Source organism: Fervidobacterium pennivorans (genome assembly GCF_001644665.1).
Taxonomy (GTDB): domain Bacteria; phylum Thermotogota; class Thermotogae; order Thermotogales; family Fervidobacteriaceae; genus Fervidobacterium; species Fervidobacterium ngatamarikiense.
Genome location: NZ_CP011393.1, coordinates 91710 through 117598, shown reverse-complemented (window position 1 = coordinate 117598; position 25889 = coordinate 91710). Strand labels below are relative to the sequence as shown.

Annotated in this window: 22 protein-coding genes; 11 read left to right on the top strand and 11 right to left on the bottom strand. The window is 38.9% G+C overall.

All coding sequences use genetic code 11. From position 1 onward, the window contains the following. Nucleotides 1-24 precede the first annotated feature (24 nt). The 5 genes from scpB to coaBC are packed head-to-tail and all read right to left on the bottom strand — an operon-like array spanning nt 25 to nt 4268. Nucleotides 25-738: an SMC-Scp complex subunit ScpB gene (gene scpB / locus JM64_RS00635; protein WP_064011072.1), complete on the bottom strand. Its 714-nt coding sequence runs from the start codon at nt 736-738 to the stop codon at nt 25-27. After that, nucleotides 716-1402, bottom strand: a complete 687-nt coding sequence (locus JM64_RS00630; RefSeq protein WP_064011071.1) for a segregation and condensation protein A — start codon at nt 1400-1402, stop codon at nt 716-718. Before JM64_RS00630 ends, scpB begins: the two co-directional genes overlap by 23 nt. A gap of 9 nt (nt 1403-1411) precedes the next feature. Next, nucleotides 1412-2017 carry a CBS domain-containing protein gene (locus JM64_RS00625; RefSeq protein WP_064011070.1) on the bottom strand — a complete coding sequence of 202 codons (606 nt, stop codon included), beginning with the start codon at nt 2015-2017 and terminating at the stop codon, nt 1412-1414. 56 nt (nt 2018-2073) lie between these two features. Continuing rightward, nucleotides 2074-3114: a hypothetical protein gene (locus tag JM64_RS00620; RefSeq protein ID WP_064011069.1), complete on the bottom strand. Its 1041-nt coding sequence runs from the start codon at nt 3112-3114 to the stop codon at nt 2074-2076. Then, a complete protein-coding gene (gene coaBC / locus JM64_RS00615; protein ID WP_064011068.1) occupies nt 3099-4268 on the bottom strand; it encodes a bifunctional phosphopantothenoylcysteine decarboxylase/phosphopantothenate--cysteine ligase CoaBC in 1170 nt (389 codons plus the stop codon). Before coaBC ends, JM64_RS00620 begins: the two co-directional genes overlap by 16 nt. Nucleotides 4269-4653: 385 nt before the next feature. Between coaBC and JM64_RS00610 the strand changes: the two genes are divergently transcribed. The 8 genes from JM64_RS00610 to JM64_RS00575 all read left to right on the top strand — a co-directional run bounded on the left by JM64_RS00610 (nt 4654) and on the right by JM64_RS00575 (nt 13386). Continuing rightward, a complete protein-coding gene (locus JM64_RS00610; RefSeq protein WP_064011067.1) occupies nt 4654-5775 on the top strand; it encodes an ABC transporter substrate-binding protein in 1122 nt (373 codons plus the stop codon). A gap of 78 nt (nt 5776-5853) precedes the next feature. Continuing rightward, nucleotides 5854-6966 carry an ABC transporter substrate-binding protein gene (locus tag JM64_RS00605; RefSeq protein WP_064011066.1) on the top strand — a complete coding sequence of 371 codons (1113 nt, stop codon included), beginning with the start codon at nt 5854-5856 and terminating at the stop codon, nt 6964-6966. A gap of 87 nt (nt 6967-7053) precedes the next feature. Then, complete coding sequence (locus JM64_RS00600) at nt 7054-7953, top strand: branched-chain amino acid ABC transporter permease (RefSeq protein ID WP_197473461.1); 900 nt, start codon at nt 7054-7056, stop codon at nt 7951-7953. A 21-nt stretch (nt 7954-7974) separates the two neighbouring features. Then, nucleotides 7975-9042: a branched-chain amino acid ABC transporter permease gene (locus JM64_RS00595; protein ID WP_064011065.1), complete on the top strand. Its 1068-nt coding sequence runs from the start codon at nt 7975-7977 to the stop codon at nt 9040-9042. Next, nucleotides 9039-9920 (top strand): ABC transporter ATP-binding protein, encoded by an 882-nt coding sequence (locus JM64_RS00590; RefSeq protein ID WP_064011064.1) that lies wholly within the window; start codon nt 9039-9041, stop codon nt 9918-9920. The genes JM64_RS00595 and JM64_RS00590 overlap by 4 nt, the downstream gene beginning before the upstream one ends. After that, complete coding sequence (locus JM64_RS00585; protein WP_064011063.1) at nt 9907-10617, top strand: ABC transporter ATP-binding protein; 711 nt, start codon at nt 9907-9909, stop codon at nt 10615-10617. The genes JM64_RS00590 and JM64_RS00585 overlap by 14 nt, the downstream gene beginning before the upstream one ends. Before the next feature lie 247 nt (nt 10618-10864). Continuing rightward, the gene (locus tag JM64_RS00580; RefSeq protein WP_082868220.1) at nt 10865-11473 is read left to right on the top strand and encodes a 4Fe-4S cluster-binding domain-containing protein; all 609 of its coding nucleotides are present in this window, start codon (nt 10865-10867) and stop codon (nt 11471-11473) included. Beyond that, complete coding sequence (locus JM64_RS00575; protein WP_156487865.1) at nt 11461-13386, top strand: anaerobic ribonucleoside-triphosphate reductase; 1926 nt, start codon at nt 11461-11463, stop codon at nt 13384-13386. The genes JM64_RS00580 and JM64_RS00575 overlap by 13 nt, the downstream gene beginning before the upstream one ends. Before the next feature lie 4 nt (nt 13387-13390). Here the strand turns inward: JM64_RS00575 and mutS are convergent, their stop codons facing one another. Beyond that, nucleotides 13391-15913 (bottom strand): DNA mismatch repair protein MutS, encoded by a 2523-nt coding sequence (mutS, locus tag JM64_RS00570; RefSeq protein WP_231882399.1) that lies wholly within the window; start codon nt 15911-15913, stop codon nt 13391-13393. A gap of 11 nt (nt 15914-15924) precedes the next feature. Then, a complete protein-coding gene (gene tsaB, locus JM64_RS00565) occupies nt 15925-16632 on the bottom strand; it encodes a tRNA (adenosine(37)-N6)-threonylcarbamoyltransferase complex dimerization subunit type 1 TsaB (RefSeq protein WP_231882395.1) in 708 nt (235 codons plus the stop codon). 186 nt (nt 16633-16818) lie between these two features. Between tsaB and JM64_RS00560 the strand changes: the two genes are divergently transcribed. After that, entirely contained in the window at nt 16819-18099 is a 1281-nt protein-coding gene (locus JM64_RS00560) for a glycerate kinase type-2 family protein (protein ID WP_064011061.1), read from the top strand. Nucleotides 18100-18179: 80 nt separating this feature from the next. On the opposite strand, the gene JM64_RS00555 is transcribed toward JM64_RS00560, so the two are convergent. Next, nucleotides 18180-18485 (bottom strand): cupin domain-containing protein, encoded by a 306-nt coding sequence (locus JM64_RS00555; RefSeq protein WP_064011060.1) that lies wholly within the window; start codon nt 18483-18485, stop codon nt 18180-18182. A gap of 15 nt (nt 18486-18500) precedes the next feature. Continuing rightward, the gene (locus JM64_RS00550; RefSeq protein WP_064011059.1) at nt 18501-19811 is read right to left on the bottom strand and encodes a DUF438 domain-containing protein; all 1311 of its coding nucleotides are present in this window, start codon (nt 19809-19811) and stop codon (nt 18501-18503) included. Nucleotides 19812-20113: 302 nt separating this feature from the next. Here JM64_RS00550 and JM64_RS00545 point away from each other — a divergent pair, with 302 nt between their 5' ends. Further along, entirely contained in the window at nt 20114-21658 is a 1545-nt protein-coding gene (locus JM64_RS00545; protein WP_064011058.1) for a hypothetical protein, read from the top strand. Between the two features lie 195 nt (nt 21659-21853). Next, nucleotides 21854-22363, top strand: a complete 510-nt coding sequence (locus JM64_RS00540; protein WP_064011057.1) for a hypothetical protein — start codon at nt 21854-21856, stop codon at nt 22361-22363. Nucleotides 22364-22409: 46 nt separating this feature from the next. On the opposite strand, the gene galE is transcribed toward JM64_RS00540, so the two are convergent. Continuing rightward, entirely contained in the window at nt 22410-23399 is a 990-nt protein-coding gene (galE, locus tag JM64_RS00535) for a UDP-glucose 4-epimerase GalE (protein ID WP_064011056.1), read from the bottom strand. Between the two features lie 71 nt (nt 23400-23470). Further along, nucleotides 23471-25885, bottom strand: a complete 2415-nt coding sequence (locus JM64_RS00530) for an ATP-binding protein (RefSeq protein WP_064011055.1) — start codon at nt 25883-25885, stop codon at nt 23471-23473. Nucleotides 25886-25889 lie beyond the last annotated feature (4 nt).

Below are 25889 nucleotides of genomic sequence, written 5' to 3'. Positions count from 1 at the left end.
TTCACCTTCTTTTTGGTTTGCTCTTTACTCTTCAGGAGGTATTTCGATTTCTTCTTTTCGAACGACTTCGAAAGCTTCACTGCTCAAGCTTCCAGATTCATCTGATTGTGAAAAACTTTGATGTTGACTTTCTTGGTTTTCCTGACTTTCGCGGATTTCTACTTGTTCAGGAGTTTCAAAGAGCATTTTGCCTATGCTTTCAAACGAAGCACCACCAGCTTGTCTTACCAATTCTTCTATCATACTTTCGTCTTTGAATGTATCTGTTAAGCTGTAAACAAAAGTTCTTCCGAGCTTCCTTCTTTTGATAACCCCAGCAACAAGGAGTTGTTTTATAAGGTTAGAAGAGTCCTTTCCGCGCATGCTATCTATTTCGAGTTTGGTAGCCTGCTTTCGAACCGCTAAAAATACAGCAATCTCAAGTTGAGCGGGAGAAAGACTACCAAGATTTCTTCGCTTGGCTACTTTTGAAACCACATCAGCAAACTGCGGTTTTGTGTAAAAACGGTAATAATCTTCTATTTGCTTTAACTCAATCCCATGTTCCTCAGAATCGTATTTTTCTTTTAGGTATTTAAGTATCTCGTCAAGTTCTTCTTCGGGGATTTTAGTTAGCTCAGCAAGGGTATTTTTGGATACACCCCTTGAAGCGAAGATAATGGCTTCAATAAGTGATATTTTGGTGGGTTCTAAATTTTGGATTGTCTTGTCTACATCATTCTGGAACATTTGCGACATCTTGTCTCACCACTTTTCTTAGAACAAAATCATCGTCCATTGTGTATTTTTCAAACCTGATTAATTCCAAAACAGCTAAAAATTTTACAATAATTTCGTATTTGGAAGAGCTATCTCTGAGCAAATCGAAAAGATTGACCACATCGTATTTTTCCTCGATTTTTTCCATTATTCTCTCCAAAGAATAATTTTCTTTCTTTATTATGTAGACCTTCTGTTTAACTTCAACCTCTTGCAATGCAGCTTTGACGATTTTGACCAGTTTCTTCTCATCCACCTTTGGGAATGTGTATGGCACTTTGACAGGATATTGGTCAGCAGAGCTTTTGTTCATAATTTGCTCGGTTAGTTCCTTGAGACGGGCGTATTCTTCAATACGCCTTATGAGTAATTCTCGTTTGTACTCGTATTCCTTTTTTTCTTTTTCACTCATCGGTAGTAAGCTTTTTGATTTGAGTTCTAAAAGGTAAGCAGCAGTTGCGATAAATTCGGATGTGACGTTAAGATTAAGTTCCTCCATTTGGTTAACATAATACAAAAACTCATCCGCCAGTTGTGAAATCGACAACTGACGGATGTCTATCTTTTTCTTTTGCACTAAGTACAAGAGTAAATCAAGAGGACCCTCGAATTCGAGTTGCTCAAGTTTGAACAATAGCTCCATAATTTGTTATCAGAAGAAACCTTCTTCCTCAACTATAGATTCGTAAGGAATTTCGTATATCTCTAGAATACTTGCAACGCTTTCAGCATCCTTGCTATCAACCTTTATTGAAACAAGTCTTGAATCACCATCTTTGATTGTCAAAATCGAAAGGATGTTAATTTTGTTATTTGCAAGCACATCGATAATTTTCTTTAGTTCACCGGGTTTGTCTGGTAAGGTAAGGTTAATCCTAACACCGTGCTCATCCATAGCTGCCATTTCGGTCATAGCTTCTAGAACTTCTTGAATGCTTAATACACCTATCACTTCGCTGTTAGAGTTCACAACGGGCAGTATCGTTTCTTTGTTTTCAATGAGCATCATCGCAGCTTCTTCGATAGTTGAATCTTCAACAATGTAGAAATCTGGGAATACAACATACGGACCTACCTTTTCGTCCATTTCAACTTCTTTGATTACTGACTTATGCAGTAAACCATCAAATTTTCCATCTTCGTCGATTACTATACAATAATCGCAAGAATGCTTTCTCATTTCGTGGAGTGCTTCCGTTATGGTTTGTGTGTTTTTTACCTTTGGAAAGAATGTGTTAACCCATCTCACTGCCTTCATTTTTTTATACCTCCCTTGCAGTTTTATCTGCTGTGAATTTTTGGTTTTTCAGAAATTCAGAAATAGTAATAATAAACCTCGCCACTGTCAGAACAATAAACAGCAAACGATGTATTTGAATTACCGATTTTGAATATCTCAAGTGGGTAATCTCCTGTGTCGAGGACAGTGATGTCCTTGCCATTTGTTGTAACCATGACTTTATTGTAAGGTGCGCTTAGTGTCACAATGAAATTGCCAATCTTGGAAATCTGAGTTGGTGTGAAAGGCACTTGGAACGAATCCACTACACTATCATCTTTTACTATGTATACGGTTGAATTTGACATAGAAGAAATGTAATAATATCCTGAATCTTTGTCGTAATACGCACTTGAAATGTATGAAGCTAGCTTTGTTATTTTTCCAGTTGCTAAGTTGTAAACTTTACCACCTCGTGTGTCAACAAGTAAATCATTTACAAGAATAGAAGGGGTTGTTAACCCAACTTTGACAGGTTTTTCCCCTAGAAACTCCACGTCGTAATTATCGTTCCAAAGGTAAGTTCCCAAAAGCTTTCCATTCCACAAGAACATATAAGCTGGGGAACCGGTAAAATTACTTGCGGAGAGTTGTTTCAAATTTTTATCGAAAACGTATGCTGCTCCACCTTCAAGTAGTATATAAATCTTCTCACTATCAAAGATACTAGCTTGTATCCGTCTATCGAATTTTACAGTAGAAATTAACTCACCACTAAGTGCCATTTTTGATAAAGATGGACCGGTCCGATCTACAATAATGTAACTATCCTTCAAGTCGTATGCAGCAATAACAAAGTTTCCAATGTAGCTATAAAAGTCGAGGATCTGTTTACTTGAAAGTTCGTAAAGTGCCATTTTTTTGCTGAAGGGGTCGATAAAGATAACATCGCCATTGGTGCGGTAGTTTCTAAATGAGTACTTGATACCCACGTAAACTTTTTCGATAACTACACTGAATAGTGTGTTGGAGAAAATTAGTAGAACTAAAAGGGTGAAGATGAAAAGATGATTTTTAGAAGCTTTATAAGCACTTTGTTTAGCTTTTACTGCCAAGTTTTTTACAGTAACTCGCATACCCTTTTCAACAGCTCCTTTGCAACTTCTTCTTTTTTACCTTCAATCATTATTGTAGGTTTGTTCACGAAAACCAGGTATACTTGATTCTCATCGCTTCCCATAGCCTTCCTTGCGTCGTTAGCTACAATAACATCTGCATTCTTTTTCATAAGTTTTTCATAGGCGTTTTCGACGATGTTTTGAGTTTCTGCTGCGAATCCTACAACCACCTGACCGGGTAATTTGTTTCTACCCACGAACTCAAGTATATCAGGAGTTTTTGAAAGTTCCAATATCAGTTTGTCCTGAGTCTTCTTGATTTTCTCTGGTGCGCTTTGGAGAGGTGAATAGTCCGATACAGCGGCACACATAATAAGTATATCATACTCTTTATATTTTTCCAAAACAGCTTCGAACATCTCTTTTGCACTTTCTACGTGAACGTACGAATCTACGTAGTAAGGAATTTGCAGGCAAGTGGGACCAGATATGAGGCACACTTGTGCTCCTAACCTTTTTGCTATCTTTGCTATAGCATACCCCATTTTACCGCTTGAATGATTAGAAATGTATCTTACGGGGTCGATAGCCTCTCTCGTAGGACCGGCTGTCACCAATACTTTCTTTCCGAGCAAAGGTTTTTCTTCCGTAAGAATCTTTATGAATTCTATTATCTTTTCATTTTCTGGATATCTGCCTTTTCCAACCTCTCCGCAGGCAAGGTGCCCTGTTTCCGGCTCCACAATCTTCCATCCGTGCTGTTTTAATTTTTCGATATTTTCTATTGTCATATCGTTTTCGTACATCCTAGAATTCATAGTTGGAACGATAACTTTGTTCGGTTTGTTAAAAGCGAGTGCTGTTGTTGTCAACAAATTATCAGCAAAACCGTGTGCAAGTTTTGCAATAGTGTTTGCTGTTGCAGGTGCGATGAGTAATACATCAGCCCATTTCGAAACTTCTGTGTGGATAATCCACCCTCGTTCTATTTCATAAGTATCTGTGAACACTTCGCAATTTCCAACGGAAGAAAAGACAATAGGACTGATAAGCTTTGTTGCATTCTCCGTCATGATTACCTTCAAATTCCACCCTTCTTTGCGTATCTTGCTAGCCAAGTCGACTGCTTTGTAAATAGCAATGCCGGAGGATACACCCAGCAGAATGTTCATTATTCTCACCTCGCATTGTAACTTCCCAAGCCTTTTTCTGGTCTTTCGCACCTTAATTATACCACTACATTGGTGATTTCATATATCTCTATTCTCCAAGAATCCGACAAAAACTTTTGTTCTGTCAAGAGTCTTTTTTCATAATGATTGATTAAATCTGGAAGAGAAGCGTGATTTTTTTGGAAAAAGCTGATTTTCAACCAAAAAAGTTGTCAAAAGTATTATTCTAAAGTAAAGTATTATTCTATCTATTTTAGCTTGACTTAAAACCGAGAATTGCGTTAAAATACAAACAAAAAAATTAAGGATGTTACATTTCCATATGTTCCATGATGGGAAAGGTTTTTTCAAGATTCTTTAAATCCTTTCAAGGGAGGGAGCAGGTATGAGGAGCTTTGGGAAACTTTTAGTGATTGCACTTTTACTCAGTTCGCTGAGTATATTCGGCGTCATTAAGATAGGTGCACTTTTGCCTCTTACTGGTGGTGTTTCTGCGTTTGGCGATTTGGTGAAAAAAGGCATAGAACTTGCGCACGAAGAGAAAGGAACAGTTCTTGGTCAAAAGATTGAAGTTGTGTACATGGACACACGCAGTGAAAAAACGGAAGCTGCAAACGGTATTGCGAGATTGATTGACAAAGAAGGAGTCATAGCAGTAATTGGTGAAGTTATCAGTGGTAATTCAATTGCAGCAGGTGAGATTGCAGAAAAGAAGAAAGTTCCTATGGTTAGTCCATCATCAACAAACCCGCTAGTCACTCAAGGTAAGAAATTCGTTTCAAGAGTCTGTTTCATCGACCCACTTCAGGGAACTGCACTTGCAGAATTTGCTGTTAAGACGCTGAAGATAAAAAAAGCGACAGTATTCACTGATGTGGAACAAGATTACAGTGTTGGACTTTCGAACTATTTCATTGAAAGGTTTAAGAAATACGGTGGACAAGTGCTTCAAGTTCAATACAAATCTGGTGACCAAGAGTTCAGTGCACAACTTTCACAAGCACTCGCGTTTGGTAGTGAAGCAATAGTTGTTACAGGTTATTACAATGAAATAGCTCTTGTAGCACAACAAGCAAGGTCACTTGGTTTCAAAGGTTACATCCTGGCTGGAGATGGAGCTGACGCACCTGAGCTTATCAAAATCGGAGGGCGAGCTGTTGAAGGTATATACTTCTCAGACCACTACCACCCAGATGCACCTGTAACACAGGTTTCAAAGAAGTTCGTTGAGGCATTTGTAAAGAAATACGGTGTCAAACCATCGACACTTTCAGCTCTTGGATACGATGCATACATGCTTATTGTTGAGGCAATTGAAAGAGCGAAGACGACAAAGCCAGAATTGATAGCTACTGCTATCAGGTCAATTAAAAACTTCCAAGGCGCTACTGGTGTGATTTCGATAGATCCAAACACAGGTAATCCAACAAAAGATGTAGTAATTCTAACAGTTAAGAACCAGCAATTTGCATTTGCGGCAAAGATTTCGGCAAGTGATTTGAAATAAATCTTTGTTTGATAAAGTGGGGGCAAATCCCCCACTTTTAAACGAAACACAAAAAAACTAAACAGGAGGTGTTGTAGTGTGAGGAAAACTCTTAGTATCTTGCTTCTCCTGCTTACCCTCAGTATCTTTGCTGATATTAAGATTGGTGTGCTCCTACCTATGACAGGTGGGCTTTCTGCTTTTGGAGATTGGACGAAGAAAGGTATTGAACTTGCATATGAACAGAAAAAGACAGTGTTAGGTGAAAAGATAGTGCTTGTTTATGTTGATACAAGAAGCGAAAAAACAGAAGCAGCAAATGCTATGGCACGGCTTATAGACAAAGAAAAAGTTGTCGCAGTCATAGGTGAAATTTCCAGCAGCAACTCGATAGCTGCCGCGGAAATAGCAGAAGCTAGGAAAGTTCCACAAGTTGCGGTTACATCAACAAGTCCACTTGTCACTCAGGGAAAGAAATTTGTTTCAAGGGTTTGCTTTATTGACCCGTTCCAAGGAACCGCATTGGCAGAATTTGCAGGGAAGAATCTTAAGGTCAAAAAGGTGACAATATTTATTGATATCGAACAAGACTACAGCGTATCTATGACGAATTATTTTGTTGAACGCTTCGAGAAGAAATACAAAGGTCAAGTTCAGAAGGTTCAATATAAATCAGGAGACCAGGAATTTAGTGCTCAAATTGCACAAGCAATTGCTTTTGGAAGCGATGCTATCGTGATTCCTGGTTTTTACAATGAAATAGCTTTAATTGCGCAACAGGCTCGCTCTATGGGGTTCAAGGGTTACATCCTGGCTGGTGATGGTGCAGATGCTCCTGAACTAGTTAAAATAGGCGGAAAAGCGGTTGAGGGGCTCTACTTCACAACGCATTACGTCCCAGAAGCGGCAAATACCAAAATATCAAAAGATTTTGTTGAAGCGTTCAAAAAGAAATACGGAATGCTACCAGCCATGAATGCCGCACTTGGGTATGACGCATATATGCTTATAGTTGATGCAATTGAACGAGCAAAATCAAAGGATCCAGTGAAGATAAACGAAGCTATCAGGTCCACAAAAGGCTTCCAGGGTGTTAGTGGAACTATTACTATAGATGCTAACGGAAACCCAATAAAAGACGTGATAATAGTCAAAGTCCAAAACGGACAATTTAGATACGAAACAAGAATAGAGCCCAAGGATTTGCAATAATAATTGAAAGTCCCTGCCTCACTTAACATGGGGCAGGGCTTTCTTTGTTTAGCTTGAGATGGGGAGGTGCCTGTATTGACTATAAACCTGACGATTTTTGTTCAGAATTTGTTTAACGGGCTTATGGTTGGTGGACTGTACGCCCTTATCGCTGTCGGTTATACGATGGTCTATGGTATATTGAGGTTAATCAACTTTGCTTTTGGTGACATTATGGTTATGGGTATTTACTTTGCCTATTATGGTGCTACTTTGATAAGGCTGAGCTTTCCGTTGGCTGTGATTATCTCGCTTGGAGTGACGGCTGTCCTAGGGGTGTTGATTGACAGGCTAGCCTATAAACCTCTTAGAAATTCGCCTAGGATTTCCGCGCTGATAACGGCAATAGGTGTTTCTTTCTTTATTGAGAGCTTTGCTGTGGTGTTTTTCGGTCCCAATTACAAAGCATTCTTGGAGGCTTTGCAGAATAAAACAATAGCGTTTGAGTCGTTTGTTATTGGCAATGTGTATCTGCCGAAGATTATTTTCATAATACTTGGAATAACAGCAGTTGCACTTTTTGTGCTCTTTTTAATTGTTTACAGAACGAAAATTGGAATGGCTATGAGAGCAATAGCGGCTGACATACCAACAACATCTTTGATGGGTGTGAACGTGGATAACGTAATAGGTTTCACATTTGCCATTTCTTCTGCACTTGCTGCTCTTGCAGGAGTTATGTGGGCATTAAGGTATCCGAGCTTTTATCCTTACACAGGTTTTGTGCCTGGGTTGAAGGCGTTCATAGCGGCAGTTCTTGGTGGAATTGGTTCGATTGGTGGTGCAGTGCTTGGTGGTATTTTGCTTGGTGTTATAGAAATGATGATAATAACGTTTTTCCCAACGCTTATGCAATACAAAGACGCTTTTGCTTTTATTATCCTTATACTGATTCTTCTTGTAAGGCCAGCAGGTCTTCTTGGCAAACGCGCTGTGGAGAAAGTTTAAGCTGAAGTTGGGGTGGGAGCGATGAAGAGCAAGACAAAAAGAGACTTAGGTCTAACAATTCTATTCCTAATAGTTGTTATCATTCTGCTGGCAGTTGCTGATGCGAAGTTTGATTCATACAAAAAGCAAGTTCTTTCTTTGATGGCAATATACGGGATAATGGCGGTGAGTTTGAATCTTGTCAATGGAATTACCGGTGTATTCTCGCTTGGTCATGCAGGTTTCATATTGCTTGGGGCGTATACATCGGCACTTTTGACGATACCGCCAGACCAGAAAGCGATGATATTCATTATAGCCCCGCCAAGTCCTTTGATTGCAAATTTACACACGGACTTTTTAACTGCAACAATAATTGCAGGTTTGGTTGCAGCATTTGGTGCGTTTATCATAGGTTTCCCGGTTCTGAGGCTTTCAGGTGATTATCTTGCGATAGCTTCACTTGGTTTTTCTGAAGTGCTTAGAATTCTCGCACTTAACTTACAGTCCATTACGAATGGTTCACTTGGGTTGAAAGGATTGCCGAATTACACAAACATTTGGTGGAGCTGGGGCTGGCTCTTTGTCACGATAGTTTTTATTGTTAGCCTTGTAAAGAGTTCGTATGGTCGTGCACTCTTGGCGATACGAGATAATTCTATCGCTGCTGAGGCGATGGGTATCAATGTTTTTAAACATACACTTTTGTCTTTTGTGATAAGTGGCTTTTTTGCTGGTGTCAGTGGTGCGCTTTACGCACACTGGCTTACAACAATCGACCCAAGGATAACAACGTTTGGACCAATACTTACTTACTATGTACTCATCATGGTTGTTCTTGGTGGACTTGGAAGCATAAGTGGCTCGGTTGTTGGTGCGATAATCTTTGCATTCCTGATGGAATGGCTTAGAGCTTTCGAGCAACCATTTACATTCTTTGGAAAACAATTTCCAGCAATCCAAGGTATGAGGATGCTGGTGTTGTCTGTGCTATTTGTTGTCACAATGATTGTGTGGAAGAGGGGAATTTTTGGAAGAAGCGAACTCACTTGGGAAGGAATAATCAACTTCTTCAAGCGAATTGGCTTGAGAAGGAGTGGTGAAAAATGAGCAATGTAGTCCAAGATAAACCAAATAACGTCAAAAACAAACGAGTAATTCTTAAAATGGACCATGTCACAATGCAATTTGGAGGTCTAACTGCAGTAGATGATTTTAATAACGTCGCTTATGAAGGTGAGATTCTGGGAATTATAGGTCCAAACGGTGCTGGTAAGACAACAGCGTTCAATGTTATCACAGGAATTTACTATCCAACAAAGGGTAGGATAATCTTTGACGATATAGACATTACGCCGTACAGACCGCATCAAATCACGCACCTTGGAATAGCAAGAACATTCCAAAATATCAGGCTCTTTGGAACATTAACTGTTCTTGATAACGTGCTTGTAGCGATGCATCATCTACTCTCTACAAGGGATGCGGATAAGATTCTCAGAAACCATGGTAAACCGCCGAAGATAAAAGGACATCTCTGGTTCTGGCGTGCTGTAACGAAAATAGGATACAAAAAGAAAGAGATGGAAATGCGAGAAAAAGGTATGGAACTTTTGAGAAAGGTTGGACTTGACCATTTGGCATACGAACTTGCTTCATCACTTCCGTATGGTCAACAAAGAAAACTTGAAATCGCAAGAGCATTGGCTACGGAACCAAAATTGTTGCTTTTGGATGAGCCCGCAGCAGGTATGAACCCAAAGGAATCAGAGGAATTGATGGAATTCATCAGATACATCAGGGATGAGTTTAAGCTTACAGTGATACTCATTGAGCACGATATGAAGGTTGTTATGGGCGTTTGTGAAAGGATAATAGTTATGGATTCTGGAAAGATTATCGCAGAAGGCACACCGGAAGAGATAAGCAGAAACCCGAGAGTTATAGAAGCTTACTTAGGTAAGGAGTGGGAACATGCCGGTGCTTGAAGTTGAGGGACTCCACGTATTCTACGGCGCAATACATGCTATTAAAGGTATTTCTTTTAAGGTAGAGAAAGGACAGGTAGTAACTCTTATTGGTGCCAACGGTGCTGGAAAGACAACTACACTTTCCACAATAGCGGGTTTGGTAAAACCAAAAAGGGGAAGAATATTGTTCGACGGGAAGGATATTCAAAACCTGCCTCCACACCAAATTAACAGGATGGGAGTTTGCCTTGTTCCGGAAGGAAGAAGGATATTCCCTAACCTAACGGTTATGGAAAACTTAATGATGGGTGCTTTCAATAGAAAAGACAAGGATGGAATAAAACAAGACCTCGAGTGGGTATTTACACTCTTTCCAAGATTGGCTGAGAGGAAAAATCAGCTTGGCGGAACACTTTCTGGTGGCGAGCAACAAATGCTTGCAATTTCGAGAGCTCTAATGAGTAGACCAAAAGTCCTCATGATGGATGAACCATCACTTGGTCTTGCTCCAATACTCGTCGAAGAAGTTTTTGAGATTATCAAAAAACTCAATTCCGAAGGAATTACTATACTACTTGTGGAACAAAACGCCGTCGGTGCATTGAACATATCGCACTACGGATACGTCTTAGAAACTGGTAATATCGTTCTTGAGGGACCCGCAAAAGACTTACTAAAGAACGAACAAGTAAAGAAAGCCTACCTCGGATTGTAAAATCTCATCTTAACATCTATTGATAGTTGTCAAAAAACAATAAATACAATATCTCGGGTGGGATTTTGAAAATTCCCACCCTTTTTTCTTGACAGCAGGGCGTAGGGTATGATACTATATATAGTGTAGTTGTTTAAGAATTATACAACATAGCGTATTTTATCTTTGTTTTATCGGCTTCCCTTCGGCTTCTTATCATTTTTATCTAATTTATCTAACGCTAACTTAGACTTTGTGGGGGATGTGTATGGAGATTATGCAATCAGAGGGTGTTGTTCTAGAACCTTTCCAATCATTGATATTAGGAAAGCCACTTTTACGAGTTGTTCGTGTGATGCAAGGGGACCATCCGAGCCTACCTTCCGTGAGCGTTTACTTCCAAGGATGCGACGCCTATCCGAAGTGTTTGGGTTGCCACAATCCAGAGACGTGGGATTTTGATGAAAAGTTTGCTGTTGATTTTTCTCACTTAGTACAGCACGTGGTAGCCAAGCTTGATGTTCTTTTGAATGTGTATGACAAGGTTGCTCTTGTTTTGCTTGGAGGAGAGCCACTTTCTCCGAGGAACAGAAAGTATGCTTACATACTTGCAAGAGTTGTCAAGGAAGTTTTCCAAGAGAAAGTCGTAGTTCTTGTTTACTCTTGGAGGACTCCCAAGGATTTGTTAGAACTCGACGTGCCTTTAGATTACTTTGATGAGTATGTTCTTGGACGTTATCTACAAAAATATCATCGCGATGGGTTCCCTGCCTCAGCAAATCAACTTTACTTAACTAAAGAGGAACTCAAGCAGATTTTTGAGACTTTGAAAATCAACAACCAAATGAAGAAGGGGGAAGTGTTATGCAGCTTTTGAAAGACATGCTAAGAGCGTTTAGTTTTTCAAATGACTTTGTTGATGAAATTTCAAATGTGCCCGCAGAGTTTTTGGAGTTAGAAGGTCTCAACTGGCAACTCGATGTTGTGAAGTTTACTGAACATTTCTTTGATAATGGGATTTTGAATTCTACAATAGATGCGAATGCAAATGTAAGAAGTACGAATGTGTATACATACTTCAACGAGGTTGTGAAGCCATGGTCAAAATTGTATTCTATTTACTACATCTACGAACGTATGAAATCACTCTTTGGGCAAGAGGATGCAAAAAATTTTCTTAGATACCAGATGTATGGAGACATATACTTGCATGATGCCCACCATGCTGCGTTCGAACCATATTGTTATGCTTACTCGCTAAGACCAGTTGTGGAAAAAGGATTGTTTTTTATTGATAGCATAAAATCAGTCCCTGCAAAGCATCTTTCTTCATACATTCAGCATGTGATTCAGTTTGTCATGTTTGCTTCCAACCAACAATCAGGTGCTGTTGGCTTGCCTGATTTCTTTGTCTGGCTTGCTTATTTTTACAGGAAAGATTTGGAAAGCGGTGTAATACCAAAAGATAAAGCTCAAGAATACTTGCACCAGCACTTCCAGATATTCACATATTCTATCAACCAACCTATTAGAGGCACTCAATCACCTTACACGAATTTTACATACCTTGACAGGAATTACATCAAAACAATATTTGAAGGCGAGACATACCCTGATGGTTCGGCTATTACGGAATATGTGGAAGATATAATCTCCCTGCAAAAAGAATACTGGTTGTGGATATCTAAAGAAAGGGAAAAACAGATGTTTACCTTCCCTGTATTAACAGCATCTTTGCTTTACAAGGATGGAAAGTTCGTTGATGAAGATAGTGCGCGGTTCATAAACAAAGTTAATATGAAATGGCAAGATACGAACTGGTATGTCTCTGATAGTATCGATGCAGTTGCTTCGTGCTGTAGGCTAACAAGTTCGACAAGGGAGTTAAAGTTCAAGTTGGGACCTGATAAATTGGCGGGAATGGTCAATTCTATCGGTGGTTCTGATTTGAACATAGGTTCGTTCAAGGTAGTTACCATAAACCTGCCAAGGATTGCACTGGAAACCAAATCGAAAGAAGAATTCTTGAGAAAACTCCAAGAGAAAGTTATATTAGTCCAGAAAGTGCTGGCAGCAATAAGAAACATCATCCAGGAAAGAATTCAGCAAGGAGTTCTTCCGCTTTACAATTTGGGTTTGATGGATTTGAACAGACAATACGGAACAGTTGGTATAAACGGATTGTTTGAAGCTTTGGAGATAATGAGGCTAACGACGGTCGATATAGATGGAGTGAAATATTCTCAAGAAGGTGAACTGTTCGCAAGTCGATTGCTTGACGAAATCAAAAGACTTAACGACGAAGCTTTTGAAAAGTACGGATTTACGTTCAACATAGAACAAGCTCCAGCCGAAAAGGCAGCAGTTACGTTTGCACAAAAGGATAGACTACTTTACAACACAAATTATGTCCTTTATTCAAACCAATGGTTGCCTCTGACAACTGATACAGACATGCTCAACAGGATAAAGTATTCAGGTATACTCGATAAAAAAGTCTCTGGTGGGGCTATCTTGCATATCAACATAGACTCACCGTTCAGAACAGAAGAAGAAGCATGGAACACGGTAAACTTGGTTGCAAAGATGGGTGTGGTGTACTTTGCGTTTAATCAAAAGATAAGCGTATGTGAGGAAGGACATGCGTTCTATGGAACCAAATGCCCAACATGTGGGAAGAACAAAGCAGACGAATACATGAGGATAGTTGGTTACCTTGTGCCAGTAAGCTCGTTTAACAGTGTGAGGAAAAAAGAAGAATACCCAAAACGGGTATTCTACAAAGCATAAAATATTAACCCCATCCCCCTTTGTTCCGCAAATTAATTAAAACATTCTCAACTGTCCCTCCGGGACAGTTTTTTTTTGTGGATTTTATTTTCTTCATCTGCCCTTCTTTCAAAATGCCAACTTTCTTTTCTATATCGCTCTTTTCAACTATTATATTGAGGATTTCTTTAGCCCTTTCAACAATGCTCTGTGGTAAGCCGGCGATAGCAGCGACTTCTATTCCGTAACTTCTATCGGCAACTCCTTCCACAACTTTGTGAAGGAAGATAACACCATCTGGAGTTTCTCTAACCTCGATAGTTAAATTTTTAATTCCTGGGTACATATCAGCCAACTCGGTCAGTTCTGTGAAGTGTGTGGCAAACACTGTTTTGCATTGCACTTCATTGTATATATACTCGCTTATAGCCCATGCAATGCTTATTCCGTCAAATGTGCTGGTTCCTCTCCCAACCTCATCGAGCAAAACAAGGCTCTTTTCAGTTGCTTTGTTGAGGATAAGAGCGACTTCGCTCATTTCTGTTAAGAACGTGCTCTTTCCAGTTGATATGTCATCTCTTGCACCCATGCGGGTGAATATCCTGTCAAATACTGGAATCTTTGCAAAATTTGCAGGGACAAACGACCCAATCTGCGACATTAATGCAATTAGTCCAATTTGCCTTATATACGTACTCTTCCCACTCATATTTGGCCCCGTTAATATGTACATTCTTAAATTTGCATCCATGTAAGTGTCATTTGGCATGAATTCGTTGACAAACCTTTCAACGACAGGATGTCTACCTTGTAGTATTTCAAATTCTCCGTTTGAAAGAACAGGTCTAACGTATCCATAAAGTCTGGCTATGTAGGCGAACGATGTGTATATATCAATCCAAGCGAGTGTTTCAGATGTTTTTCTCAATGCCTCCGTATATGTCTTCAGTTCGTCGCAGAGGTTTGCAAATATCAATTTTTCAAGTTCCTCCACGCGCTCCTTTGCAGCCAATATCTTTTGTTCAAATTCTTTTAGTTTTGGGTTCGTGTAACGTTCTGCGTTAACGAGAGTTTGAAGACGTGTGTAGTCTTCCGGGGCATTTTTCGTTTGACCCTTCGGAATTTCGATGTAATACCCAAAGACATTGTTGAACCCTACCTTCAACTTTTGAATACCCGTTCTTATCCGTTCCATTTCTTCAAATTCTTTGAGTTTTTCGTTTGAATGGTAAAGAAGTTCTCTGTATTCATCAAGTTCTTTGGATACACCTTCTCGGATGATTTTTCCTTCTCCTAAGTCTCCCTCAATCTCGTCATTTAAGGTGTTTTGAATTTTTTCTTTAACGATACTCAAATCTGGTAGTTCTTCGACAAGGTTTATCAGATTTTCATTGCTTTCCAAAGCTTCTCGCAAAGGCTTTATAACTTCCAATGTGTTTTTCAAACTGATTAAATCCTTTGGCTTTGCACTGTCGTACTGGAGTCTGTTGATTATTCTCTCCAAGTCATACACACCATCGAGATATTCTCTGATTTCGTTTGTGAGCAGCATATCTTCAAAGAATGCACTTACCATATCGTGTCTTTTCTCTATCGCTTTTCTGTCTTTAAGTGGATGGAGAATTATCCACTTTAGGAGTCTTGCACCCATAGGGGTTTTAGTTTTATTCAAAACATCGAAGAGGTTTTTCCCACGTTCACCTGGAACGAGTGACAGGTTCTCGATGGTGGAAGAGTCAAGCACCATGTAAATTGATTCATCAAGCACTCTTGGTACCTTGAGCTTTGCTTGTTTGTTAAGTGTGTAGTTGAGATATTTGATTGTTGCACCCAGTGGATAATGTGCTTCACCAAGTTCGAAGTGTTCTATCGTTGCTAATCCGTACGCTTCTTTGATAGCATCGATTGCTCCTGTGTAATACCAATCATCGAGCCTGTCAATGAAAATTTTGATTCTATCTTTAAGTTTGGGATACAAACTTTCAGGGCAAATGATTTGGGAGATTTCGTGTGTTTCAGCATAGTCATAAAATTCTTCGAGATTATCAAATTTCTTTACTATCACATCTCCTGTCGAAGTGTCGGTGAGAACGCAATACAATTCTCCTGCTTTTGTTTCGTAAATAGATGCCATGTAATTGTTGCTCGTTGTCAAAAGTTCGTCTTCAATAAGCGTTCCAGGAGTTATGACACGTGTCACTTCCCGCTTAACGATACCCTTTGCAGTTGCAGGGTCTTCCATTTGCTCGCAGATTGCTACCTTATAGCCACTATCTACGAGCTTTTTCAGATAATTGTCCAGTGCATGGTAGGGTATGCCTGCCATTGGTGCATCCTGACGTTTTGTAAGAACAATATTCAGCACCTTTGACACAACGAGTGCATCATCGAAGAACGCCTCATAGAAATCTCCTAATCGGAAGAGCAAAATCGCATCTTGGTATTTCCTTTTTATATCAAGGTATTGCTTCATCATGGGTGTTAATTTCATATCCTTAAGATTGGGGAAGAGAGCATCGGTTGAATTTGTTTCTGGGCGATGAGTCATTAAACCACCTCTCATTTTTCCTGCAGTTGATGTATTTGCTTTTGCTTTTTCTCGAAATTCAACTCGGCGATACTTTTTTGCAAATAAAGCGGTTCTATGTGCAGAGCATCGACAAAATTATTTGAGCTTATTTCTTCGAGAGTTAAGAGATAAAGGTTTCTTGCACTTGGTAAATTGTACTCTGAGTACTTTGGTTCTTCAAGAACGATACCGATATCCTTAAAATTCTCAGCCCCGTCTCCAAGTATCAGTGCTGGTTTGTTTGATACAACTCCTTTGAACTTCTCTCTTACAACATCAATAGATTCTATAAATGGTTCAACAATTGTTCTGAGTTTGCCAGTTTCAGAATGATATAACCCGGCGTAGAGGTAACCTTCCCTTGCTTTTCTAACAACTCCTATGTATCCGTTGAACGTTAGTGCATTCATTGCGATAAGCTTCAGTGAACTTATTTGAACGAACTTTTTTCCAATTCCCAAGCCAAGAGAAAAAGATATGCCAACCCGAAGCCCTGTTAATCCTCCAGGTCCAATTCCTATTCCGATAACATCTAAATTGCCAAAATCCACTTCCTTCATCTTTTCAACTACCTGAGACACTTGAATACCATGCTTGGCTTTTGTATCGAGCTCAACCATTATCTTTTTTTCTTCATCAAAATAACAGGCAACAACCCGTGGTGAGGACGTATCGATTGAGAAAACCTTCAACGTCATTCCTCCTTGTCTTTCATAGCTTTTTATGTTGTCTTACACATTATTTTATCACAGTTGATGAGCAAAATCTATTTCCCAAGTCACTGTTCTTGTTCTTCTCTTTAAATTCGTGTACAAGTGATATAATGAAATTTACCACGCACTGGGAAAAGTTACTGAGATTTCAAACTTAAGGGAGTGCCTGGATTGGAAAACAAAAACTTGCGAGAAGATATAAAGACAATAATTGAGAAAGTTAAACAAGAAATTCTTCCAGACAACACAGTCAAGATTTGGCTGAAGAAAAACATTTCCAAATTTCAAGATTTAAAAGGTAACTTGTATGTTGTCGCCATCGGTAAAGCTGCATGGCGTATGGCAAAGGCTGCAAATGATGTGCTCAGACATATGATTAGCGATAAAGTTATTCATGGAGTGGTTGTAACAAAGTACAACCACTCCGAGGGCAATATTGAGAATTTCGAAATTTACGAAGCGGGACATCCTGTTCCAGATGAAAACACACTCATGGCAACCAAAAGAGTACTCGAGTTGACAAACAATCTCAAAGAAAATGATGTCGTCCTGTTCCTTATTTCTGGTGGAGGTTCAGCACTCTTTGAGATGCCAGTGGATGGCGTAAGCCTCGAAGATATCCAAAAACTGACCGAAGCACTGTTAAAAAGTGGTGCAAATATAGTAGAGATAAACAACGTTAGAAAGCATCTATCGAAAGTCAAAGGTGGAAGATTTGCACAGCACGTCTATCCAGCAAAAATCGTGTCTCTTGTACTTTCGGACGTATTAGGAGATAGACTTGATAGTATTGCATCTGGTCCTGCGTATCCAGATGGAACAACGTCTCAGCAGGCGATTGATGTGCTGAGAAAGTATAACATAACGGTGAGTGAGAAAATTCTAAATGCATTAGCACAGGAAACTCCAAAAGAGTTGTCGAATGTTGAGACATTCATAATCGGCAGTGTAAAAGTTGCCTGTGAGAATGCTGAAAAATTTGCAAGTCAGCTTGGATACAACACATTCGTTCTTACAACTACACTCGATTGTGAGGCAAAAGAAGCAGGAAAATTTTTGGCTTCCATAGCAAAAGAGATAAAAAACAGCGACAGACCAGTCAAGAAACCAGCTGCGATAATACTTGGTGGAGAAACTGTTGTGAAAGTAAAAGGAAGCGGAAGAGGTGGCAGAAACCAAGAACTGGCTTTATCCTTTGCACTTGCAATTGAAGGACTTGAAAACATCGTACTTTGCAGTTTCGGAACGGATGGAACGGATGGACCAACCGATGCTGCAGGAGGCATTGTCGATGGACAAACAGCTCATAAAATAAGGAAAGCAGGTCTTTCTCCGGAAAGCTTTTTGGAAAACAACGATTCATATAACGCACTCAAAATCGCAGGAGACTTATTAATCACAGGACCAACAGGGACGAATGTGAACGACCTTATCGTCCTGCTTGTTGGATAGCTAAAAAGGTGTAAAAGAAATGAAGGTCGGTCCAAAAGGACCGACCTTTTTTAAATCTCATAAATTTCCAAAGGAAAACATCACTTAATCTTGACCACCAACACCTCTGCTACCGTATCACCAGTGTTTTCCACGCTATGAAGAATGTTCTGCGGAAATTCAATCAATGAATCCTTCTCGAGTTCGTAAGAATCATTTTCAATCACGACTCTAACTTTCCCACTTATAACGAACAACAACGCAAATTCTTTTGATGAGTGCTTTTCAAGCTTCCCACCAGGTTGGATGGTAATCTTTGCCACGATTGCCTTCTCAGAATCATAGAATCGTCTTGCATCGATTAATCCACCCAAAAGATTTTGAACATCCGAAACTTTGTAGACCATACTAAATCACTCCTTTCATTCCTCATCGTAGATTCGTTTTTCGCCTGTTATTTTTTGTATTGGTGCGATATCTTGAGTGACTTCCAATGTTCCGATGTATTCTCCTTTTTCATTTCTCACAGCAAAGTATCTTATAAGCACATATTTTTCGCCAAGTTTTATCCAGAAATCAGCATTGTCACGCTTTCCAGATTTGAAATCTCTCAGTATCTTTTCTACAATATGGACACTCTTTGGTGGATGGCAATTCTGGACTTTCCTGCCGATTACATCTCTTGTTCTTAAGAATATCCTTTCTTTACCTTCGCTAAAATATCTAACTTCATCGTTTTTGTCTACGAATGTTATATCTATAGGTAAAGTGTTAAGCAAATATGTAAGTTCCTCGATGCTAAATGAACCAGATGGGAGATTAATCCTACCCTGAGAGCTTAATGGAGCTGCTGCTGTGTTTTCTTGACTAAGGACGCCCATCTCTTGTAGAAGACTTTTCAGCTCGTCGTAGGCTTTTAAGAGTTTCTCGATTTGCACTGGTTTTTCTGAAGGCATATCTTTTGAATCCTTTTTATGTGGTTTTTCAAAATCAATAGGTTCTGGGAAATAGCAGCAGTAACCTATTTCATCGAAGGTCTTTCTAATTTGCTTGAATTCATCTTCGCTGACAAGACTAAGCGCCGTTGGGAAAAGGATGTGATTTTCTTTATGCATGTGCATCATGAACATTTCGAGCAGTTGTATTGTGATATTCACTCCTTCTGTTTTGAGTCTTTCTACATCGCGGTTTTCTATTATCTTTGCAAAGTCCTTTATCATTACCCGCATCGTGTCGTGTTCAGACCACATAACCTTTGGTGGTTGCTCTACACCGTATTTTTCCACATACGGGAAGATTCCATACTCTTGCTTTTGGAAATGAAGCTCTATCTTTTTCAGTTCCTCTGTCAGCTTACCAATTGCGATAAACGTTTCAAAAGAAGGAGACTTTGTTGCTGTATCAACCAAATCTTTTAGTTGTTTTAGCATTTCCAGAATCTTTTCGTGTTCTTTCATGGATATGTAAATCGGATGCCACGGTTCAACCGTTGGCTCCTCGTTCAAAAATTCTTCCATCAATTCAAGATGAACATCACAGATTTCCCTGATTCGCTCAACTGAAATACCATCTTCTCTCGCAAGCTCGTTTTCAACAATGGCAATCTCTACAGGCTTTAACTCCTTGATAACTGATTTAATCTCTTCTTTGAGTCTTTCCAATTCTTCCGGATTTTTGTCAGCACGTCTAATCAGGTTTTTCAAATACTCTCTCTTGTTAAAAATTTCTGCCATAATTCGCACCTCCTACACTTTTATTAGTTATACCTAATTGTATTTTATAAAAAGAGAAGGTAGATGTCTGTAACATAGGTTACGAAGGAATCAAAAAAATTCGCTATAGCTATTCTGTATGGTTTTTTTGTAAATAGTCACTATAGATAACCTTGATAAACGGGATTCTGGATTTATAATAAAAATGTAACATTTTATACAATGAGTTTTTTATATAGCTCGGACTAGTGCGGAAACGTCGTAAGAATATCACTGGAGGTGAAGGGGCATGATAAAACAGAGTTGGTTTTCCAAGTATTTTTTTGCTTACAGTAATATTCTTGATTGTGCTTTTAGCAACTGGGTGTGCGCTGTTTGGTCCAGAACCGTTACCAAATCAACCAGTTACGGACCAAACAAAACTCGAAGCGCGTGACCCGAGGTATGTTATTGAGCTACTTGCGGATGAAGAGTTGGCAACTATTTCTCAAGAACTTTCTGAACCTTTACTTGCGAAAAGCTTGAAAGACATTTTTGAAGGAAAACTTAGTGTTAAAACTTTGGCAGAGGAATTTGACCTTTCACAAATTCTGGACATCGTTTTACCTCATGAGACGTTTATAAAGAAAATAGAAGCCTTCTTAAATGATGGTGCGAAAAAATTCTACACCCATCCAGAAAGACAAAACTACATTGTTGAAATCCAAGGCGAAAGGAAAGATAAGATAGTTGCACTTGCTAAGCGGATTAATCCAGAAGTAAATGCTCCGGAGAAGTTGTACATGGACTACAGGGACTTCTCTGTGGCATACAACATGCTTGCCGGCCTTTACTATTCATATATTGCAGCTGTGCAAGCAGATCACTTTGAAAAAGCATGGAAAGAAGTTCTGACTATTACAAGTACAGATACAAAATTTGTAATAAAAGATGCAAGAGACTACATTAGGGCAATACTCTTTGAGTTAGCAAAAGGTCCTCTGACTGATTTCTCGAAAGTTAGAGAGTATACTACAAACTTGCTATCTATCAATAATCCTACTGATTTACTTAACATGGCAGACATACTAAACCCAGAACCATTTAAGCTTGTAAATGTGAACAAAATGCTCGATGCACTAAAATGGAGTGTTATGAGTTACCTCGAAATTGGTGCGTTTGAGAACAACACAAGTATAGTTGATAATAAAGGTTACAGAAAAGATGGAAAAGAATCAATAACAACGCTCTTTGCGAAAGCATTTGAAATGAATGAGTGTTTCATAGCAAAGAACGTACTTGAAAACAAACTTGAAATGCCAGAGAACCTTGGAACTCTTAAGTTGAACGGAAAAGTTCCAGAAAAAGTTAAAGATGTTCTTGAAGAATTTAATAAAGCTCTTCCAAATGTTGGTATGATTGAATTAACTCAGGAAGCTACAATGAGTCTTCTTTTTGATGAATACAAATACAAATTCATCTACACGTTAGATTTCAGAAAATTGTACAAAGATTCTATCGATTTGAGAGATAACAATATTGGTATAAAAAAGGCTTTCTTCGATACCATTTTTGCAAGTGCGGATGCTTATAATGGTTTTACTCAAAGGCTTGCTAATGGTCAGTTAACAAACGAAGATGTAAGTTTGATAATTAACAACCTCCCATTCATCGTTTTGAGTATAGACCCAAATAACCCAAGCACAGGTGTTAGGTTCCAACTCAACAACAATGGGGATCTAAATGACCCTGCAGCAAAGATAGAGTTTATACTCTATGCCAAATATACAGAAGTTGTGCCAAAAGTTTCATCGGCGGTAAAAACATTCGTAATAAGGGAAGGTTTGAAACAAAAGCTTGAGGAGATGTTGAAAACTAGTCAGAAATAACGTATAGATTTTAAAGATAAAATAAGATAGACCATCTGAAGCAAGCCGGTTTTTTCGGCTTGCTTTTTTTATTTTCTAAGCAAACTTTCAGCAAACTACAAGGACGTTTTAAGCTTTGCTGAGTACAATTGCATTGTCCTTTGTAAGAAAGGACGAAAAACAAGAAAACCACAAACTTAGAGGAGGTTGGTAAGTATGAAAAAGTTCTTAGTCGTCTTAGCGGCAGGTGTGCTTTTGGTAGGTAGTATTTTTGCATTTGGTCCAGCAAGTGCGCCAAGGTATGGGTATCAGTCAGCAACTACTCAACAAACGCAAGTTCAACAAAACACACAAACAAGGCTCTACAAAAATCTACCTGCAGGAACAACACTTGGTGAGACTCAGACATTCAAAGGAACGGTTAAGGAATACACATGGGATGTAAACAAAGGCTTTACACTTAAAATTCAAGTTGGAAACACGGTATATGATGTTCATGCAGGACCTATATTCAAATCAGTTGAACTCAAAGCAGGACAGCCAATAGAAATTGTTGGAAAACTTGCAACAAGTGGGGAAAGTAAGTTTATATTAGCTGAAAAAGTTACGGTAGATGGAAAGATTATTGATACGGCAAGTTTGAAAGGACCAAGATGGCAGGCAAATAGGGCAGGTGTAGTTAGAAAAGCACAAAGACCAATGCAGGCAAGAGGATGCAGAAGATAATCAAACAAAAAGGCTTCGGTGAAAAACCGAAGCCTTTTTTATTATGTCACTTCTTTCTGCAAAAATCCTTTCTCAATTTTCTGTGCCAATTCCAAGCAGTTTTAATAATATCCTCAAGGTCGTATTTGGGTTGCCAATTGAGTATTTTCCTTGCTTTTTCGTTGTCAGCTATTAAATATGCTGGGTCACCAGGTCTTCTGCCAGTTTCTTCGACTTTAAAATCAAGCTTTGTGATTTCTTTGACTTTTTCTATAACCTCCCTGACGGAGTATCCCGAACCATTGCCAAGGTTGAAGTAATCGGTCTTGTTTTCGCTCATTAGATATTCCAAACCTTTTATGTGTGCGTCCGCTAAGTCATTGACATGGATGAAATCTCTTATGCATGTACCATCTTTTGTGTCGTAATCTGTTCCGAATATCTTCACGCTTTCTCTTACTCCGCAAGCAGCATCGAGTATCAACGGAATTAGATGTGTTTCTGGTTCGTGCGCTTCTCCGATTTCCAAAGATTCATCAGCGCCTGCTGCGTTGAAATATCTGAAGCGAATGCTTTTTAATCCGTAGGCTTGGTCGTAATCTTCGAGTATTTGTTCAACCATGTATTTGCTTTTGCCATAAGGGTTAATTGGTGCTTTTGGGTCGTCTTCTTTTATGGGAATACGTTCTGGCATGCCATATACTGCAGCGGTTGATGAGAATACAAAGTATTTTACGTTGTGTTTGAGCATGGCATTCAGTAATGTAATGGTATTTGAAACGTTGTTTTTATAATATTTGTTCGGGTCTTTGACAGATTCTCCTACCTCGATGTAAGCGCAAAAGTGCATTACGGCTTCTACGTTGTAGTTCGTGAATATTAAATCAAGCAAGTTTTCATCTGCGATGTCGCCTAATATAAACTCACCATATTTTGCAAAGCTACGATGTCCATGAGAAAGGTTATCTAAAATAATTACGTCGTATCCCCTTTCTTTTAGCATCTTGCAAACATGTGAACCTATGTATCCTGCGCCCCCAGCAACTAAGATTGCCACGATATCTCCTCCCGGGTTTTCGTATATTTTGAGCTTGCCATTTTAAATTCTATCATTTACTTTTTTCGCTGTCACCTTTCTTCTATAAATTCCTCGAGCTTGATAATATCGATGCCGATTTTTTCCCCTATTTCCACAACTTCGTCTTTCGCTGTGAAATACAGAAATTGCCAACCTTGTTCTGATAGGTCCACAAGTTTTTTGATTTGCTTTTCAAGGCGTTTTTTGTCGTACTTTATGAACGGGTCATCGAGGATAAAGAATGCTTTTTCTCCGCTGTTTTTTCCAAAGAGATGTTCTGCGAGTGCGAGTCTAATGGAAAAGTAAAGTTGGTCGTAAGTGCCAGCTGAGAGTTGTTCGGGTGTAAATTCAACTCCGGAGACGTCTTTGACTTTTATTTTCCCGGTATTTTGATTACTTTCGTATGATATATTTACATAGCGCCCGTCAGTAATTTCTGCGAAGAGATTTATTAAGTTGCTTTGCTTGAAGATGTCGGATATGTTTTTCTTTTCTTCCTCCTCGATTTCTTGGAGTATTTTAAGAGCGGTTTGTTCGATTTGCTTTTGCTTGTTCATGTTGGTGATTAACTTTTCGAGCTCTGATTTGAGTTTTTCAAGGTCCGATTTGTATAGAACATCTGGTATTTCGTCGAATAAACCTTCTATTAGTTGTGATTCTTGCGCTTTGATGAAGATAAACTTCATGTTCTCTTGCTGCTGTCTTTGATTGTTTTTTAGGATTTCCAGTTCTTTTTGGAGTTGGTCAATTTTACTTTTTATCGTTTCCTCTGATTCCACTGATTCGGTGGGTTCTACTGTTTCTTCGCTTTCTTTTGGTTTGTTGATACGGAGCTCCGTCAGGTAGTTGCGGATTATATCTTTTAATTTTTCTAGCTTTTGAGTTACTTGTGTATCGAAGGGTTCCGGTAAGTCATTTGGGAGTTCGTTAAACTTTATACCGGAGGTCTTTATTTTCGTGAGGATTTGGGATTTTATTGCTTGGTACTGTCCGTCGAGTTTTGATTTTTCGTCGAGCTTTTGCCTCAATTCACTGGGTGATTTTACAGATAGTAGGTCTAATAGCTCGTCTCTTTCTTTTTGAGCTTGTGAAAGAGCGTTTCGTTGGCTTTCGAGTTCGGTGAGCAAACTATTCTTGCTATTTTCAATCTCAATTTGACTCGTCCTGAGTTGGCTTTCTGTTTTGAGGATTTCTTTGTACTGTGATTCAGCTTCGAGGCATTTGGCTTTAACTTCAGTAACATCACTGAACGGTGTTCCGAAAAGTTCGGTTGCATCTCTTAGTATTTCTATCTGAGCTTGTTTCAGGTTATTGATTAATTTAACTGCTTCGAAAGTTTTTAACAACATGAAGATAGAAATTCCATAGAAAATGGAAGAAAGCGTGCTTTTGAGAACAGCGCCTGGTGCGAAGATGAGAGAAAGTGTTCCAGTGATGAGCATAGCGATACTTAAAATGAGCCAGAGAGTTTTTTTGTGTTTTAATTTTTCAAACCCCAAGCTTTGCGATTCGTAAATGAAAATTTTTTCCTTCATTTTTGCTGCAAATTCAGATTGTTCACGCATCTTTGGAATGTTCTTTTGTATACTCGTTAGTTCGGTTGTAATTTTTGTGAGAGATTCTTTTGCTTGTTCCGCTCTTTCTGTTAGTTCATCTACCTTTTCCTCAAAGTTTTTGATTTTGTTTTCGAGCTCAATTAGTTTTTGCAATTTTTCGTTCGTGTAAGGTTTGTATTCTTTTAGCTTCTCTACCACCAACTCGAGTTTATGGATATCTTCCAAAAGTTCGTTGCAGAAGCTTTCTTGTTTCAGGATTTCCAAAGTTTTTAGTTTTTTCTTTAATTGTTCGATTTCTAATTGTATTTTTGTTATTTTTTCTTCTATTTCGAAATAATCGGCATTTTCAAGTGCAGGTAATAGTGTATCTATTTCTTGGATTACAGCCCTTGCTTTTTCGTAACGTTGTTTGTATTTTGCGTCTTTTTGGTCTTTAAATATTCCGCTTTCCGTGATGATACTGTTTTCCAAAATTTTTGCTCGAATGGATTGAATTTCTGATATCCTTGAGCCTACCAGTTTCTCAGTGACTATGCTGTACACATCTGATTCTTTGTTTTTTTGAGAGCTTTCGATACCTAAATCGCTATTTCGAATGATGATGGTATTCTTGAGTTCTTCGTGGGATAAATTGAACTGCTTTAAAAATTCACCGTTCTCTACATAGATTGACTTCCCACCATCTTCCAGGATGAGATAACCAGTGGGAAATTCCTTCACTCGGTCAATGTTTTCGTAATATTTTTCCTTTGCCTCTTTTTTACCAACGAGCATTTTCAGGATAGCTTCTATTGTTAACGTCTTACCGCTTTCGTTTTTTCCATAGAATATTGTGAAATTTCTCAGTTGGAATGGTTTTGAAAACGTGATAGGTCCGTATTCACTAATGTGGAATTTTTTTATTCTCACGATA

Coding starts and splice junctions, on each gene's coding strand:
- scpB (WP_064011072.1), bottom strand. CDS start 738: ATGTCGCAAATGTTCCAGAATGATGTAGACAAGACAATCCAAAATTTA.
- JM64_RS00630 (WP_064011071.1), bottom strand. CDS start 1,402: ATGGAGCTATTGTTCAAACTTGAGCAACTCGAATTCGAGGGTCCTCTT.
- JM64_RS00625 (WP_064011070.1), bottom strand. CDS start 2,017: ATGAAGGCAGTGAGATGGGTTAACACATTCTTTCCAAAGGTAAAAAAC.
- JM64_RS00620 (WP_064011069.1), bottom strand. CDS start 3,114: ATGCGAGTTACTGTAAAAAACTTGGCAGTAAAAGCTAAACAAAGTGCT.
- coaBC (WP_064011068.1), bottom strand. CDS start 4,268: ATGAACATTCTGCTGGGTGTATCCTCCGGCATTGCTATTTACAAAGCA.
- JM64_RS00610 (WP_064011067.1), top strand. CDS start 4,654: ATGAGGAGCTTTGGGAAACTTTTAGTGATTGCACTTTTACTCAGTTCG.
- JM64_RS00595 (WP_064011065.1), top strand. CDS start 7,975: ATGAAGAGCAAGACAAAAAGAGACTTAGGTCTAACAATTCTATTCCTA.
- JM64_RS00590 (WP_064011064.1), top strand. CDS start 9,039: ATGAGCAATGTAGTCCAAGATAAACCAAATAACGTCAAAAACAAACGA.
- JM64_RS00585 (WP_064011063.1), top strand. CDS start 9,907: ATGCCGGTGCTTGAAGTTGAGGGACTCCACGTATTCTACGGCGCAATA.
- JM64_RS00580 (WP_082868220.1), top strand. CDS start 10,865: ATGGAGATTATGCAATCAGAGGGTGTTGTTCTAGAACCTTTCCAATCA.
- JM64_RS00575 (WP_156487865.1), top strand. CDS start 11,461: ATGCAGCTTTTGAAAGACATGCTAAGAGCGTTTAGTTTTTCAAATGAC.
- mutS (WP_231882399.1), bottom strand. CDS start 15,913: ATGACTCATCGCCCAGAAACAAATTCAACCGATGCTCTCTTCCCCAAT.
- tsaB (WP_231882395.1), bottom strand. CDS start 16,632: ATGACGTTGAAGGTTTTCTCAATCGATACGTCCTCACCACGGGTTGTT.
- JM64_RS00555 (WP_064011060.1), bottom strand. CDS start 18,485: ATGGTCTACAAAGTTTCGGATGTTCAAAATCTTTTGGGTGGATTAATC.
- JM64_RS00550 (WP_064011059.1), bottom strand. CDS start 19,811: ATGGCAGAAATTTTTAACAAGAGAGAGTATTTGAAAAACCTGATTAGA.
- JM64_RS00540 (WP_064011057.1), top strand. CDS start 21,854: ATGAAAAAGTTCTTAGTCGTCTTAGCGGCAGGTGTGCTTTTGGTAGGT.